Origin of the sequence: Streptomyces sp. NBC_00683 (assembly GCF_036226745.1) — a bacterium.
Lineage (GTDB): Bacteria > Actinomycetota > Actinomycetes > Streptomycetales > Streptomycetaceae > Streptomyces.
In genome coordinates, this window is sequence record NZ_CP109013.1 from 3,138,926 (window position 1) to 3,153,250 (window position 14,325).

Consider the following 14,325-nt stretch of genomic DNA (forward strand, 5'->3'; position numbering starts at 1 on the left):
CGAGGGGGCGACAGGGGTGCCGCCGGAAACAGGAGTGAGGAGCGTGCGGGAGGCGCGTTACGCCCGGCGGGCTCCGCCGGCTCCCGGCACCGGGAAGGCTCCCGTGGCGCGCCGGGTGATCTCGCCGTAGATCTCGGGATCGGTGGTGTACTCCCCGAGCCGTACGGTCTTGCGGGTGCCGTGGTAGTCGCTGGACCCGGTGGGCAGCAGCCCCAGGTCGCCCGCGAGGCCGCGCAGCCGGGCCCTGGTGGGCTCGTCGTGGTCCATGTGGTCCACCTCGATGCCGTCGAGCCCCGCGGCCGCCAGACGGGCGATCGCCGCCTCGGGCACCACGTCGCCGCGCTTGACGGCGAGCGGGTGGGCGAAGACCGTGACGCCGCCGGCGGCCTTGACCAGCCGGATCGCGTCGAACGGGTCGAGTTCGTGCTTCTCCGCGTAGGCGCGTCCGCCGTTCGCGAGCCAGGCCGGCGTGAAGGCGTCGGAGACGGTGTCGACGACGCCGAGGTCCACCAGCGCGGTGGCGATGTGGGGACGGCCCACGGAGCCGTCCCCGGCGATCCGCGCGACCTGCTCCCAGGTGACCGGTACGCCGAGTTCCCGGAGCTTGGCCACCATCGTCTGCGCGCGCGGCACCCGGTCGTCCCGTACGAGCTCGCGCTCGCGCGCCAGTTCGGGCTCCGAGGGATCGAAGAGGTACGCCAGCATGTGCAGGCCGATGCCGTCGATGCGGCAGGAGAGCTCGGCGCCCGTGACGAGCGTGAGGCCCTCAGGAAGGGCCGCGGCCGCTTCCGCGTGCCCACCCACCGTGTCGTGGTCGGTGAGGGCGACGACGTCCAGGCCCGCCGCGGCGGCACGGGCCACCAGTTCGGCGGGGGTGTCCGTGCCGTCCGACGCGGTGGAGTGGGTGTGCAGATCGATGCGCACGACGCGTACTCCAGGGCAGGCTGCGGACAGGGGGACGGTCAAGGATAACCGCCGGGCACGGCGCGCCCGGCCCCGTCGCCGCGGCCCCGGTCAGGGCGGCGTGAGCAGCCGGGGTGTGAGGGCCCCGCACGGGAGGAGGTCCACCTCCGCGCCGGCGTCGCGCAGATCGGTCAGCACCAGTTCGTCGTACATCAGGAGGCCGGACTGTTCGGGCCAGATGATTGCCCAGAGCCACAGACCGCGTGCCTCGCCCGCGAACACCGCCCGGTCGTCCGGGGCGTCCTTGACGTGCCAGAGCGGAGTGGGACGCCCTGCGGCGTGCACCTTGGCGTCCGGTGCGCCCTCGGCACCGAATCCGGCACCGGGGTCCAGGCCCTCGATGCCCGCGTAGCGCGCGCCGAGTCCGACGCCGAGTTCCTCCGCGACGAGCAGCAGCTCGCCCATGCCCCCGAGCGGACCGGGGCCGGAGCACGCCATCGCGGTCGCCCGGCCGCCGCTGCGGTCGTCACCGGCGTACGCCACGCCGGTGAACAGCCAGCCGACCGGGAGCGGCCACGGCATCCACACCGGCACCTGAGCCCGGTGCACCACCACGCCCAGCGCCTCGACACTGGGTGGGATCACCGGCTGCATCGGATGCACCTGGCCGTGCTCGGGGCACTGCCAGGAATCGGCGAACAGACCGGGCGCCCTGACCCGGCCACCGCACTTCGGGCAACTGGGTTCGCCCCTCATAGGGCCCAACGGTCCTCCCCGGTCGTCGCCGCGTCAAGGACGATCACCCGTCCGCAGCGCGGCGACCCCGCGGACCCGGTCAGTCCAGGGGTACCGAGGAACGCAGCGGGTCTCGCAGATCCGTCCCCTGGGACAGCCAGCGCTCCTGCAGTTCCTGCGCCCCCCTGACCCTCTTCCAGGCCGCCTCGTTGCGGGTCATCGGCAGCAGCGGCAGGAAGCGCACCGGGTCCATCGGTTCGTCCAGCTCCAGGTCCTCGACCAGGCCGCCCGGCTCGGCGACGAGCACCGCGTCGAACGGTGCCCCGGACCACAGCGGTTGGCCGAGGTCCAGCGACGCGCCCGGGGTCACGATCAATCCCTCGACCTGCGGGGAGGCGGCCAGCACCGCGAGCGGCCGCAGCACCTGGTCGGTGTCGGCGAGGCCGGCCCGTACCGACAGGACCAGTTCCGCGCGCGGGCCCTTCACCGGGTCGGCGAGGGGCGAGGTGGGATCGGCCATCGGCTGTGCGGACATGCCGAGCGTGGCGTAGCGCACCACGTCGCCGTCGATGAAGCGGAGCACCTCGATACGGTCCGTGCCGAGGAACGTCACATCGGCGCGTGCGTCCGGTTCGCCCAGGGCCGTACGGAGCCGGGCCTCGACCAGAGCAAGAATTTCTCCCATGCCGCGAGCATAGAACGCGTTTCGAACGGGCAAAGGTACGGATTGGCCCCGGGGTGGCTGATAGCCTGGGCCGTCGGCCGGGACAGCACGCAGAAGCGTTGCTCTCAGTCCCGGCACACGTGATCCCCCACGGGGGACCGGCCGGAGGAGGTGGGGCTGCGGTGGATCCAAGTCGACCGTGCAGTACCAACCGTTCTTCCGCACGACGCCTACCTTCTGTGATCTGACGCCCTCCCAGGACGTCCTCGCGGCAGTTCGCGCAACGGAAGAGCCCCTCGTTTTTGCCTGTCTGTAGCGAACGCCGTCATCGCGCCTGCGCGGTGCCGCCCGCTTTGCGGACGTGAGCGCACGTCCCCATTCCGGGCTGTTCCACGCCCCCGCCGACGGCCCTCCGTGAAGGAGCCAGCCTTGTCGATGATCCGCGACCTGCGCGCCGCCGTGCGCCCGTCCCTGCGCAAGAGCAACACCCCGTACAACAGCTACGACACCACCCGCGACCCGACCGTCTCCAGCGCTGTCGTCGACTGCGCGGTCTACCGGGGCGGGCGCCGGCTCGCGGCCGACGCCTGCCAGACCCCGCACGAGGCGATGCTGCGCGTGCGTGAGGACGGCGGATTCGCCTGGATCGGCCTGCACGAGCCGACCGAGGAGGAATTCGCCGGTATCGCACGGGAGTTCGGCCTCCACCCGCTCGCCGTCGAGGACGCCGTCCATGCCCACCAGCGGCCCAAGCTGGAGCGGTACGACGACACGCTGTTCACCGTCTTCAAGACCATCCACTACGTCGAGCACGCCGAGCTGACCGCGACCAGCGAGGTCGTCGAGACCGGCGAGGTGATGTGCTTCACCGGGCGGGACTTCGTCATCACCGTCCGGCACGGCGGACAGGGCTCGCTTCGCGCCCTGCGCCACCGGCTCCAGGACGACCCGGAGCTGCTCGCCAAGGGCCCTTCCGCCGTGCTCCACTCCATCGCGGACCATGTGGTCGACGGGTACATCGCGGTGGCCGCTTCGGTGCAGGACGACATCGACGAGGTCGAGATCGATGTGTTCTCCACCCCGGCGAAGGGCGGGCCCCGCGGTTCGGACGCGGGCCGGATCTACCAGCTGAAGCGCGAGGTACTGGAGTTCAAGCGCGCCGTGTCGCCGCTGCTGCGGCCCATGCAGCTGCTGAGCGAGCGCCCGATGCGGCTGATCGATCCCGACATCCAGAAGTACTTCCGCGATGTCGCCGACCACCTCGCCCGCGTGCACGAGGAGGTCATCGGCTTCGACGAACTGCTCAACTCGATCCTTCAGGCCAATCTGGCGCAGGCGACGGTGACGCAGAACGAGGACATGCGCAAGATCACGTCCTGGGCCGCCATCATCGCCGTACCGACGATGATCTGCGGCGTGTACGGCATGAACTTCGATCACATGCCGGAGCTGAGGTGGACGTACGGCTATCCGGTGGTGATGGGCGTCATCGGAATCGTCTGCTTCACCATCCACCGCAGCCTCAAGCGCAACGGCTGGCTCTAATAGAGTTCGGGCATGACTGCTGCTGACGTGTTGCTGGGCCGGGCTCTCGTCGAAGAGGCCACCAAGAAGTCCGGCCTGATCTGGGTGCGGGGCACCGGCCCCGCCCGGGCCCTGTGGCACGTCTGGCACGAGGCCGCGGCCGTGCTCGTCGGCGACGGCCCCGGGGAGCAGCCGCTCCCCGAGGGCCTGGTGGACGGCGGCGCCGCCGAAGTGACCGTGCGCAGCAAGGACAAGGGCGGCAGGCTCGTCGCCTGGACCGCCGCGGTCGCCGTGCTGGAACCGCACTCCGAGGAGTGGGAGGCCGCGGTCGCCGAGCTCAAGGGCAAGCGGCTGAACGCACCGGACGCCGAACAGATGACTGACCGGTGGGCGCGTGAGTGCCGGGTGGTACGGCTGACACCGGGCGCCTCCCGTACGGAACTGCCGGACGGCTCCCTGGCCGCGGCCCCGCTGCCCACGGCGGCGACCACGCGGCAGCCCGCGCCCGCCGCGCTTCCCCGGCTGCTGCTCAAGCGCCGCAGGAAGAGCTGACGGACCGGCAGCCGTCGGGCCGGGAGGAGCCGGCGGACGGGTCCGCGCTCAGCCGGAGGACTTGGGGAGCTCGCCGCCGTAGTCGACGGTGGCGCTCTCCGGCGGCGCCTCCAGTGTGAAGGCCTTGCCCCAGTCGGCGAGGGTGACGATGCCGCCGCCCCCGCCACGCGCCACGCGCAGCGGATACGGGGTGCCCTCCAGGGAGACGTCGAGCGCGCCACCCTCACCTTTTCCGCCCATGATCTGCACGGTCCGCACCCCGCCGATCGTGTCGCGGTCGCCCTTGTTGATCTTTCCGTGCAGTGCGAGGACCCCGTCGAGCAGGATCTTCTTCTCCGTGAAGCCGCGCAGCTGCTTGTACGTCGGGTCGTCCTGAGGGACCTTCACGTACTTGCCCTGCAGCTTGTCGGCGGCGGCCTGGTCGTCCTCGTTGTCGCCGTCGCCCGACTCCTCGTGGTTCCAGAAGCCCGCGTCGGCCTTGAGGAAGAGCTCGTCGCCGATCCGCAGCAACGCGAACGTGCTCTGCTTCGAGGTGACCGATCCGGTGCCGCCATCGGCGCTGAGCTGCATGTTCAGGGTGTACGTGCCCCCCTTGCTGACCAGTTTTCCGGCGAGCCGCACCGCGTCCGCGGCGTCCGCCGCCGCCCGTGCCTTCTGATCGATCCGGGCCGCGGTCAGCTTGCCGACGCCGTTGGTCCCCTTGTCCGGGTCCTCTCCGGCGCAGGCCGTGAGCGCGGCCGTCAGGCCCGCACAGAGCACCACGGCGAGAGCGGTCCGGCGATGGGCCCGGACGGCCGGGGCGGAAGAGGTCACGGGCGCACTGCCTCTCGTCTGTGTGTCGGGGGGTGGCAGACGGCAGCGTACCTGTGCCGCGTACGCCCTTCGGCAGTGCGCCGTACGGACGGGTCCACCGGGGCACACCGTCGCGGTACGGGCTAGCCTGATCACGCAAAGGAGGGCGTGAGGGACTTCAGGGAGGCGCACAGGATGGCAGCAGGCGCTCCCCGTGTCTTCGTCTCGCACCTCTCCGGTGTGCCGGTCTTCGACCCCAACGGCGACCAGGTCGGCCGGGTCCGCGACCTGGTGGCCATGCTGCGCGTCGGCGGCAAACCGCCGCGGCTGCTCGGGATGGTCGTCGAAGTGGTGAGCCGGCGGCGGATCTTCCTGCCGATGATCCGGGTGACGGGCGTCGAGTCGGGTCAGGTCATCACCACCGGAGTGGTCAACATGCGGCGCTTCGAGCAGCGCCCGACCGAGCGACTCGTTCTCGGCGAGATCCTTGACCGGCGGGTGCACCTGGTCGAGACCGACGAGGAGGTCACCGTCCTCGATGTCGCGATCCAGCAGCTGCCGGCCCGCCGCGACTGGGAGATCGACAAGTTCTTCGTACGCAAGGGGCGCGGCGGCGCGCTGCGCCGCAAGGGCGAGACGCTGACCGTGGAGTGGTCGGCGATCAGCGGCTTCTCGCTGGACGAGCACGGCCAGGGTGCCGAGAGCCTGGTCGCCACCTTCGAACGGCTGCGTCCGACGGATGTCGCCAACGCCCTGCACCACCTGTCGCCCAAGCGCCGGGCCGAGGTCGCCGCCGCCCTGGACGACGACCGGCTCGCGGACGTCCTGGAGGAACTCCCCGAGGACGACCAGGTGGAGATCCTCGGCAAGCTCAAGGAGGACCGCGCGGCGGACGTCCTCGAGGCGATGGACCCGGACGATGCGGCCGACCTGCTCTCGGAGCTGCCGGAGGCGGACAAGGAACGACTGCTGGCGCTGATGCGGCCGGACGACGCCGCCGACGTACGGCGACTGATGTCCTACGAGGAGCGGACCGCGGGCGGTCTGATGACGACCGAGCCGATCATCCTGCGGCCCGACGCGACGGTCGCGGACGCGCTGGCCAGGGTCCGGCAGCAGGACCTCTCCCCGGCGCTGGCCGCGCAGGTGTACGTCTGCAGGGCACCGGACGAGACCCCGACGGGCAAGTACCTGGGCACGGTGCACTTCCAGCGGCTGCTGCGCGATCCGCCGTTCACGCTGGTCAGCTCGCTCGTCGACAGCGATCTCGTACCCCTGACGCCGGACACCCCGCTGTCGGCCGTGACCAGCTTTCTGGCCGCGTACAACATGGTCTCCGTTCCCGTGGTGGACGAGACCGGGTCGCTGCTGGGCGCGGTGACGGTCGACGACGTGCTCGACCACCTGCTGCCCGAGGACTGGCGCGAGACCGACTTCCAGGGCGAGGAGGGGATCGCCGATGACCGGTGAGGACCGCCCCAGGGCCGCGTCTACCGGCGCGTCGGGCATCGTGCGGCCCCCGCGGCCCCGGCTCGACCAGCCGAAGGCCCAGCGGCGCAGGCTGCTGCCGGAGTACGACCCCGAGGCGTTCGGCCGCTTCTCCGAGCGCATCGCCCGTTTCCTGGGCACGGGACGGTTCATCGTCTGGATGACGCTGATCATCATCCTGTGGGTGGTGTGGAACATCTTCGCGCCGGAGAAGTTCCGGTTCGATCAGTACCCGTTCATCTTCCTGACCCTGATGCTGTCCCTCCAGGCCTCGTACGCGGCCCCGCTGATCCTCCTCGCACAGAACCGCCAGGACGACCGCGACCGGGTGACCCACGAGCAGGACCGCAAGCAGAACGAGCGGTCGATCGCGGACACCGAGTACCTCACCCGCGAGATCGCGGCGCTCCGGATGGGTCTCGGCGAGGTCGCCACCCGGGACTGGATCCGCTCGGAGCTGGAAGCCATGGTGAAGGACATGGAGGAGCGACAGGTCCTCTTCCAGGTCGAGAGTGACGAAGGCGACCGCTGAAGGGCTACCCGCGCGTAGGCACCGGCGCCGTACCATCGTCCTATGGCTACGGAAGACGCGGTGCGTGAAGCACTGGCGACAGTGAACGACCCGGAGATCCACCGACCGATCACCGAGCTGGGCATGGTGAAATCGGTCGAAATCGATCCTGACGGTGTGGTCGCTGTCACCGTGTACCTCACGGTTTCCGGCTGCCCGATGCGAGAGACGATCACCAAGAACGTGACCGACGCGGTGGCCCGTGTCGAGGGCGTGTCGCGGGTCGAGGTCACTCTTGACGTGATGAGCGACGAACAGCGCAAGGAGCTCGCCTCCTCGCTGCGCGGCGGCACGGCGGAGCGTGAGGTGCCGTTCGCCAAGCCCGGGTCCCTGACCCGGGTCTACGCGGTCGCGTCCGGCAAGGGCGGCGTCGGCAAGTCCTCGGTGACCGTGAACCTCGCCGCGGCGATGGCGGCCGACGGACTCAAGGTCGGCGTGGTGGACGCGGACATCTACGGCCACAGCGTGCCCCGGATGCTCGGCGTGGACGGCAAGCCCACCCAGGTCGAGAACATGATCATGCCGCCGTCGGCGCACGGCGTGAAGGTGATCTCCATCGGCATGTTCACCCCGGGCAACGCCCCGGTGGTGTGGCGCGGGCCCATGCTGCACCGCGCGCTGCAGCAGTTCCTCGCCGATGTGTACTGGGGCGACCTGGACGTCCTGCTGCTCGACCTGCCGCCGGGCACCGGTGACATCGCGATCTCCGTGGCACAGCTCGTGCCGAACGCCGAGATCCTCGTCGTCACGACCCCCCAGCAGGCCGCGGCCGAGGTTGCCGAGCGGGCCGGCTCCATCGCCGTGCAGACCCACCAGAAGATCGTCGGCGTCGTCGAGAACATGTCGGGGATGCCGTGCCCGCACTGCGACGAGATCGTCGACGTGTTCGGCTCGGGCGGCGGCCAGCGGGTCGCCGAGGGGCTGACGAAGACGGTGGGCGCCGAGGTACCGGTCCTGGGCACCATCCCGATCGACGTGCGCCTGCGCGAGGGCGGCGACGAGGGCAAGCCCGTCGTGCTGTCCGACCCGGACTCCGCGGCCGGCGCCGCGCTGCGGTCCATCGCGGAGAAGCTGAGCGGCCGTCAGCGCGGCCTGTCCGGCATGTCGCTGGGGCTCACCCCGCGCAACAAGTTCTGAGCGGTCCGACGGGTCAGGGGCGGCACCTCCTCGGAGGTGCCGCCCCTGACCGCTGCCGCCCCGGCACTGTTGTCCCAGGACGGTTCGCTCGCCGCCGCGCGTTCGCTCAGTTGTCGTACGCGGCGATGTCGCCGACCACGGCGAAGCCCAGGCCGTAGGCGCTCATCCCACGCCCGTACGCGCCGATGTGCACCCCGTCGGGCGCCGAACCCGCCAGCACCCAGCCGAACTCGGACTCGCGGTAGTGGAACTCCACCGGAACGCCGTCCACCGGCAGGGAGAGCGTCGACCAGGGCGCCTCACCCAGGTCGTCGGCGAGTTCGAACGCGGTCTCGGTCTGCTGGTTCAGCCATTCGTTGCGCAGGGTGTGGTCCATCTGCGGGGGCCATGTGTAGGCCAGCAGACCGGAGCCCGCCAGCCAGGCCGCCGAGGACACGGTGGTGGCGTCCAGCACACCGGTGCCGTCACCACTGCGCCGTACCGGACTGCTGGCCACCGTCACGACCACCGCGAAGCGAGCCTTCTCGGCGCCCGCGTCGGCCCGCACCACCGGCTCCTCGCCGTGCCCGGTGGAACCGTGCTGCACGGTGCCGTCCGCCGAGGCGGTGACCTGCATCAGCCAGCGCGGGCCGGTGAAGGCCCCGTCCAGCCCGTACCAGGGGAACGGCGCCTTGAGATAGCCGTCGACAGTACGCCGGGTCGCCGGCACCCCCTCTGCGGTGACTGCGCTGGGCGCGTCTTCCGCCCCTACCCGACTCGTCGTCTCCATCTGTCCGGCCGCCTCCTCGATCTTGCACTGATCCGGAGCGGCCCTCCCCCCGTGGGCATGGGCAACCTCGCAACCGGACAGATGGAGAATAGCCATACCGTCCGGACGAGTCGGGATTGACCGGTCTCAGGTGGCGTCTGCGTCGAACGGCGGACGCTCGTCCTTCGCGGGCTGCGCGGGCTTCTTGAGCAGATCGGGCGCGGAACCGGAACCGGCCGACGCGCCGACGGCGGACGCTGCCGCAGCACCGGCGCCGGAGGCGGAGGAGGCACTCTCACGGCCGTTCACCGCGTCGGTGACATCGGCCATCTCCTTGCGCAGGTCGAAGCTCTCGCGGATCTCCTTGAGCCCCAGGTCGTCGTTGCCGTCCATGAGCTGCTTGCGGACGAAGGTCTTGGGGTTGAGATCCTCGAACTCGAAGTCCTTGAACTGCGGGCCGAGCTCCGAGCGGATGTCTTCCTTGGCGCTGTCCGAGAACTCACGGATCTTGCGGATGGTCCGCGTGACGTCCTGGATGACCTTCGGCAGTTTCTCCGGACCGAATACGAGCACGGCAAGAACCACGAGCGTCAGGAGCTCGAGTGCGCCTATGTCATTGAACACCTTGCTGCTCCTCGTGTTCTCTGCGTGTTCTCCGCGGTTCTCCGCCACCAGGTCGTCAGGGGCCCGGACCGGCTCCACGGTACCCGGCGAAGCTGTCCGGGCGGTACCTGCCGGTGGCCGTCAGGTGCCGCTCGCCGAGCCGAGCGTCAAAGTCATGGACAGCTCTTTGCCACCACGGGTCAGCTTGAGGCCGAGCCGGTCGCCCGGCCGGTGGGCACGGATCTTGACGATCAGTTCCTCACCGCTGTGCACGCGCTCGCCCTCCACCTCGGTGATGATGTCGCCCGGCTTGATGCCCGCCTTGTCCGCGGGACCGTCGGCGGTGACCGCGGACCCGCCGTCAGCGCCCTTTCCGCCGACCTTGGCGCCGTCGCCGGTGAACTTCATGTCCAGCGTGACGCCGATCACCGGGTGGGTGGCCTTGCCCGTGTTGATCAGCTCTTCGGCGACGCGCTTGCCCTGGTTGATCGGTATGGCGAAGCCGAGGCCGATGGAGCCGGACTGACCGCCGTCGAGGCCGGAGCCGCTGTCGGCGCCACGGATGGCGCTGTTGATGCCGATGACATGGGCCTCGGAGTCGACGAGCGGGCCGCCGGAGTTGCCGGGGTTGATCGGGGCGTCGGTCTGCAGGGCGTCGACATAGCTGACGTCCGAGCCGTCACCCTTCTCGCCGCCTGCGGTGATGGGCCGCTGCTTGGCGCTGATGATGCCGGACGTGACCGTGTTGGACAGGTCGAAGGGGGCACCGATGGCCACCACCGGATCGCCGACCTGCACGTTGTCGGAGTTGCCGAGGGGCAGGGGCTTGAGGCCCGAGACGCCGGTCACCTTGACGACCGCCAGGTCGTAGCCGCTGTCCTTGCCGACGATCTCGGCCTGCGCGGTCTCTCCCCCGCTGAACGTGACGGTGATGTCCCCGTTGGAACCCGCGGGAGCGACCACGTGGTTGTTGGTGAGGATGTGGCCCTTGTTGTCGAGTACGAAGCCGGTGCCCGTGCCGGACTCGGCGGAACCGCTGACGTGCAGGGTCACCACGCTGGGCAGCGCACTGGACGCGATGCCCGCGACGCTGTCGGGCGCCCTGCCTCCGCTGTCCCGGCCGGCCTGCGGAAGCTCGACCGTGGTCAGACCCCCGTTGCGCTCGGCGTAGGCGCCGATGCCGCCGCCGATCCCGCCGGCGACGAGAGCGAGCAACGCGGCACCGATCAGGGCGGATCCGCGACGGCGCCTGCGGGGCTGCGGGTCGGCGCCGAGGGGCGGGCCGGGGTGGGTGAGCGGCTGCTGGGGCGCGCCCCACGGGTCGTAGCGCAGCCACTGGGACGTCTGCGGCTGGAACTCGTGCTGGGCGGGGTGGGGCTGGGGCTGCTGCGGGGGCGCGCCGTGGTGATGCTGCTGCGGCACCGCGTGGGGCTGGGGCGGCGGTGCGTACGCCTCACCGGGGCCCTGCCCTGCAGGGGCAGGGGCCGGGACGGGTACCGGTGCCGGGGCATGGACGGCCGTCCCCTGCCCGTTCGTCCCCGCGTACGGCGGGGGTACCGGGGTGCCGTGCGCCGGGGTCGGCACCGGGCGCTGCACGGGCGGCGCGGGCGCCCATGGCCCCGGGCCTCCGTAGGGCGGGGTGCTGTACTCGTCGGGAGCGTGCAGCGGCTGTGCACGGGGGGCGGGCGGCTCGGCGACGGCGGGCGGCTCGGCGAGCGGAGGCGCGGGCGGCTCGGCGACCGCGGGGGCGGGCCGGGGTGCTGCTTCGGCCGCCGGCTCCGCTGCCGGTGCCGTCCCGTGGACCGCGGTGTCCTCGGCCGTGTCCGCGACGGGCGTCGAGTCCTCCGGCTCGGCAGGGACAGCACGTCCCGTCGAGGGACGGCTCCACCACTTCGCCTTCGGCCCGCTGGGCTTTCCGTCGTCCATGCTCTCCCCGCAACTGGCCTCTGCACGCCCCCACAGGGGCGTCCCTCCCGGAATTCAACCAGGTTTGCGAATCCGTGCGCAGGGTCCCGGTCAGCGCAGGGGAGAAAGCGGCATCGCGTGGTCACGCAGCTGCGGCGCGGCCGTCGCCGTGGGCGCCGCCGACTTCGGGTCCGCTCCCCCGCCGAGCGTGGCCGAGAACAGCGGGCCGGCATCGGTCGGGCGTATCAGCGGCGGCACGGTCACGTTCAGCACCGGGTACGCGTACGAGTGCCCGCTCAGCATCGTCGTGCTGAGGAGCGACGGCGCGGCGGCGAGCACCGGCCGGGCGGACGAGGACGGCGAGGGCGCGACCGCGGCCGGGCTCTCACCGACCGCGAGGGCACCGCCGCCACTGCGGCTGGCCGCGGCGCTGGCACTGCCGGTCCGTGCGTCGGCGTCGAGCGGCGTCACGCTGCTTCCCGCGCCCTCCGCGCTGAGCGGCACGTCGGGACCCTGGTCCAGGGGGAGGGCGCCGCCGAGCGCAATGGCTGCCAGCGAGACGGCACTTGCCGCGGCGAACGCGAAGCGCCGGGCACGCCACGGCGAACGGTCTGCCTCGCGGCCCACTCCGTGGATGCGGAAGGCCGATCCGGCGGGGCCGCCCGGCAGCACGGCGGTGGAGCCGTGCGCGGTGGGGAGGTAGCCGAATCCGTCCAGCGGTGAGGACCCGGAGGCCGTGCCCGTACGTCCGTCGGGGTGCTGCAGTTCGGGGAAGAGTCCCTCCCCGAAGCGCCGTCCGCTGCCGAAGGGGCGGCTCGGGCCGTCGTCGTCACTCCCGGGGCCCCCGGGAAGGCCCTGCAGACGGGCAAGGAACCCCTCGGAGGGGGACGGAGGGGTGGCGGTCGCGAAGGCGCTCTTCAGCCGCCGCTGGGCGTCGGCCTCGGCCTTGCACCTGGAACAGGTCGCCAGGTGGGCGAGGACCCGCTCCCGGGCGTCGTGTTTGAGCTCGCCGTCTACAAGCGCGGCGAGCCGGTCCCCGAGATGCTGCTCCGCGGGGGTCGGACCTGTGGCGCTCACGCCGTTCCGCCCTCCCCTGCCAGGACCGCGTCCGCCAGCGAACGCTGCTCGGCGCGTGCCTCCGGGGAACGGTGCTGCAGCGCCTTGCGCAGGTGCGAGCGGCCCCGGTGGATACGGCTGCGCACGGTCCCGAGCTTCACGCCGAGTGTGGCGGCGATCTCCTCGTAAGAGAGGCCCTCGATGTCGCAGAGCACGACTGCCGCACGGAACTCGGGCGCGAGGGTGTCCAGCGCCTGCTGGACGTCCGCGTCGAAGTGGGTGTCGTTGAAGACCTGCTGAGGGGACGGCTCACGGCTCGGCAGCCGCTCCGCGGCGTCGTCGCCCAGGGAGTCGAAACGGATCCGCTGCTTGCGGCGGACCATGTCCAGGAAGAGATTCGTCGTGATCCGGTGCAGCCAGCCCTCGAAGGTGCCGGGCGTGTACGTCGACAGCGATCGGAAGACGCGGACGAAGACCTCCTGGGTGAGGTCCTCGGCGTCGTGCTGGTTTCCTGTCAGCCGGTAGGCAAGGCGGTACACGCGACCGCTGTGCGTGCTGACGATCTCTTCCCATGAGGGCGGGGTCCACGCCTGAGAATCCGCATCTGAGGCGAAGGTCGCGGTCGGTGCGGAATCGTTGGAAGAACGGTCAGCAATGTTGGTCACGGATTTCGGCTCACCCGCCGACCTGAGAAAGCGCCGCAGCACTCCTCCCCGATCCACAGGCGCAGCCGCACCTCCCCTATCGGCTCTGGTGGTGTCCAGTGGAGCCCCTACCATAGCCACCTCGCCCGTTAGCTCCGGATAAGCCTTTTTACCTGCTGTCACCCGGGCGTACCCGGGAACAAGGGCCATATTCCGGGCCCGGCCGGCGGGTCCGATCCATGTGTTTTCCCCTGCCTCTACCTAACGCCCGGTCCCATCTGCGGGTTCCCGGCTCCAGCGGATACAGTCACCGTTGCGCCAACTACGGGGACAGGAGAGGGTCATTACCGCCAACCGGCAGACAAGCTGGGCGTTCGCCGACGCCTTTGTCGCCGAGGACGCAGCTCTGCGCTGGGCCCGTGACCGGGCCCGCGAGGCAGGGCTCCGCTCGGTGTCCCCAGGCACCGGAGCTGCGCTGCGCCTGCTCGCTGCCGCCGCGGACGCCAAAGCGGTGGCCGAAATCGGCACCGGTACGGGCGTGTCCGGCATCTATCTGCTGAACGGGATGCGCCCCGACGGCGTACTGACCACCGTCGATCCGGAACCGGAGCGCCAGCAGTTCGCGCGCGAGGCGTTCCGGGCTGCGGGTTTCGCCACGAACCGGGCACGGTTCATCCCCGGGCGCGCCCTCGACGTACTGCCGCGGCTCGCCGACGGCGGGTACGACCTTGTTTTCTGCGACGGTGACCGGCTGGAGAGCCTGGACTGCCTCGCTGAATCGTTGCGCCTGCTGCGGCCCGGCGGTCTCGTCTGCTTCGAAGGCGTCTTCGCGGACGGCCGCACCATCGATTCCGCCGCCCAGCCGGCCGAGGTACTGCGCCTGCGTGAGCTGCTGCGGGCGGTGCGGGAGAGCCAGGAGCTGATGGCGACGCTGCTGCCGGTGGGCGACGGGCTGCTGTGCGCGGTGCGACGCGGCTGAGGCCGTGCCACCTGATCCGTGACG

15 protein-coding genes are annotated in these 14,325 nt (G+C 71.1%); 6 read left to right on the forward strand and 9 right to left on the reverse strand.

Annotation, left to right across the window (positions count from 1 at the left end):
• Positions 1-57: 57 nt before the first annotated feature.
• The 3 genes from OG257_RS13710 to OG257_RS13720 all read right to left on the reverse strand — a co-directional run bounded on the left by OG257_RS13710 (position 58) and on the right by OG257_RS13720 (position 2,323).
• Positions 58-924 (reverse strand): PHP domain-containing protein, encoded by an 867-nt coding sequence (locus OG257_RS13710; protein WP_329207672.1) that lies wholly within the window; start codon positions 922-924, stop codon positions 58-60.
• 90 nt (positions 925-1,014) lie between these two features.
• On the reverse strand, positions 1,015-1,659 hold the full coding sequence (locus tag OG257_RS13715; protein WP_329207674.1) for a DUF6758 family protein: 645 nt from the start codon (positions 1,657-1,659) through the stop codon (positions 1,015-1,017).
• A 79-nt stretch (positions 1,660-1,738) separates the two neighbouring features.
• Entirely contained in the window at positions 1,739-2,323 is a 585-nt protein-coding gene (locus OG257_RS13720; protein WP_329207676.1) for a suppressor of fused domain protein, read from the reverse strand.
• Positions 2,324-2,731: 408 nt separating this feature from the next.
• Here OG257_RS13720 and OG257_RS13725 point away from each other — a divergent pair, with 408 nt between their 5' ends.
• Together OG257_RS13725 and OG257_RS13730 are read left to right on the forward strand one after the other, a co-directional pair.
• The gene (locus OG257_RS13725; RefSeq protein WP_329207678.1) at positions 2,732-3,847 is read left to right on the forward strand and encodes a magnesium and cobalt transport protein CorA; all 1,116 of its coding nucleotides are present in this window, start codon (positions 2,732-2,734) and stop codon (positions 3,845-3,847) included.
• Between the two features lie 12 nt (positions 3,848-3,859).
• Positions 3,860-4,378 carry a hypothetical protein gene (locus tag OG257_RS13730; protein WP_329207679.1) on the forward strand — a complete coding sequence of 173 codons (519 nt, stop codon included), beginning with the start codon at positions 3,860-3,862 and terminating at the stop codon, positions 4,376-4,378.
• A gap of 48 nt (positions 4,379-4,426) precedes the next feature.
• Here OG257_RS13730 and OG257_RS13735 read toward each other — a convergent pair whose 3' ends face one another.
• A complete protein-coding gene (locus OG257_RS13735) occupies positions 4,427-5,191 on the reverse strand; it encodes a hypothetical protein (RefSeq protein ID WP_329207681.1) in 765 nt (254 codons plus the stop codon).
• A 174-nt stretch (positions 5,192-5,365) separates the two neighbouring features.
• On the opposite strand from OG257_RS13735, the gene OG257_RS13740 reads away from it, so the two are divergent.
• Genes OG257_RS13740 through OG257_RS13750 form a run of 3 tightly spaced genes read left to right on the forward strand, consistent with a single transcriptional unit; the run spans position 5,366 to position 8,366 of the window.
• Entirely contained in the window at positions 5,366-6,640 is a 1,275-nt protein-coding gene (locus tag OG257_RS13740; protein WP_329207683.1) for a magnesium transporter MgtE N-terminal domain-containing protein, read from the forward strand.
• Complete coding sequence (locus OG257_RS13745; RefSeq protein ID WP_329207685.1) at positions 6,630-7,190, forward strand: DUF1003 domain-containing protein; 561 nt, start codon at positions 6,630-6,632, stop codon at positions 7,188-7,190. Before OG257_RS13740 ends, OG257_RS13745 begins: the two co-directional genes overlap by 11 nt.
• A gap of 42 nt (positions 7,191-7,232) precedes the next feature.
• Positions 7,233-8,366 (forward strand): Mrp/NBP35 family ATP-binding protein, encoded by a 1,134-nt coding sequence (locus tag OG257_RS13750; protein ID WP_329207687.1) that lies wholly within the window; start codon positions 7,233-7,235, stop codon positions 8,364-8,366.
• Positions 8,367-8,472: 106 nt separating this feature from the next.
• Here the strand turns inward: OG257_RS13750 and OG257_RS13755 are convergent, their stop codons facing one another.
• From OG257_RS13755 to sigE, 5 genes are all read right to left on the reverse strand, one after another.
• Positions 8,473-9,135 carry a hypothetical protein gene (locus OG257_RS13755; protein ID WP_329207688.1) on the reverse strand — a complete coding sequence of 221 codons (663 nt, stop codon included), beginning with the start codon at positions 9,133-9,135 and terminating at the stop codon, positions 8,473-8,475.
• A 126-nt stretch (positions 9,136-9,261) separates the two neighbouring features.
• Positions 9,262-9,738 (reverse strand): sec-independent translocase, encoded by a 477-nt coding sequence (locus OG257_RS13760; protein ID WP_329207690.1) that lies wholly within the window; start codon positions 9,736-9,738, stop codon positions 9,262-9,264.
• Between the two features lie 120 nt (positions 9,739-9,858).
• Positions 9,859-11,643, reverse strand: coding sequence for a S1C family serine protease (locus OG257_RS13765; protein WP_329207692.1), 1,785 nt, complete (start codon positions 11,641-11,643; stop codon positions 9,859-9,861).
• 90 nt (positions 11,644-11,733) lie between these two features.
• Entirely contained in the window at positions 11,734-12,699 is a 966-nt protein-coding gene (locus OG257_RS13770) for an anti-sigma factor family protein (protein WP_329207693.1), read from the reverse strand.
• On the reverse strand, positions 12,696-13,457 hold the full coding sequence (sigE, locus tag OG257_RS13775) for an RNA polymerase sigma factor SigE (RefSeq protein ID WP_329207695.1): 762 nt from the start codon (positions 13,455-13,457) through the stop codon (positions 12,696-12,698). Before sigE ends, OG257_RS13770 begins: the two co-directional genes overlap by 4 nt.
• A 178-nt stretch (positions 13,458-13,635) precedes the next feature.
• Between sigE and OG257_RS13780 the strand changes: the two genes are divergently transcribed.
• The gene (locus OG257_RS13780) at positions 13,636-14,301 is read left to right on the forward strand and encodes an O-methyltransferase (RefSeq protein ID WP_329207697.1); all 666 of its coding nucleotides are present in this window, start codon (positions 13,636-13,638) and stop codon (positions 14,299-14,301) included.
• Positions 14,302-14,325 lie beyond the last annotated feature (24 nt).

Bases quoted from the DNA above. Each gene is read 5' to 3' on its own strand.
- OG257_RS13740 (WP_329207683.1), top strand. From the start codon at position 5,366: ATGGCAGCAGGCGCTCCCCGTGTCTTCGTCTCGCACCTCTCCGGTGTG.
- OG257_RS13745 (WP_329207685.1), top strand. From the start codon at position 6,630: ATGACCGGTGAGGACCGCCCCAGGGCCGCGTCTACCGGCGCGTCGGGC.
- OG257_RS13765 (WP_329207692.1), bottom strand. From the start codon at position 11,643: ATGGACGACGGAAAGCCCAGCGGGCCGAAGGCGAAGTGGTGGAGCCGT.
- sigE (WP_329207695.1), bottom strand. From the start codon at position 13,457: ATGGTAGGGGCTCCACTGGACACCACCAGAGCCGATAGGGGAGGTGCG.
- OG257_RS13755 (WP_329207688.1), bottom strand. From the start codon at position 9,135: ATGGAGACGACGAGTCGGGTAGGGGCGGAAGACGCGCCCAGCGCAGTC.
- OG257_RS13720 (WP_329207676.1), bottom strand. From the start codon at position 2,323: ATGGGAGAAATTCTTGCTCTGGTCGAGGCCCGGCTCCGTACGGCCCTG.
- OG257_RS13715 (WP_329207674.1), bottom strand. From the start codon at position 1,659: ATGAGGGGCGAACCCAGTTGCCCGAAGTGCGGTGGCCGGGTCAGGGCG.
- OG257_RS13750 (WP_329207687.1), top strand. From the start codon at position 7,233: ATGGCTACGGAAGACGCGGTGCGTGAAGCACTGGCGACAGTGAACGAC.
- OG257_RS13730 (WP_329207679.1), top strand. From the start codon at position 3,860: ATGACTGCTGCTGACGTGTTGCTGGGCCGGGCTCTCGTCGAAGAGGCC.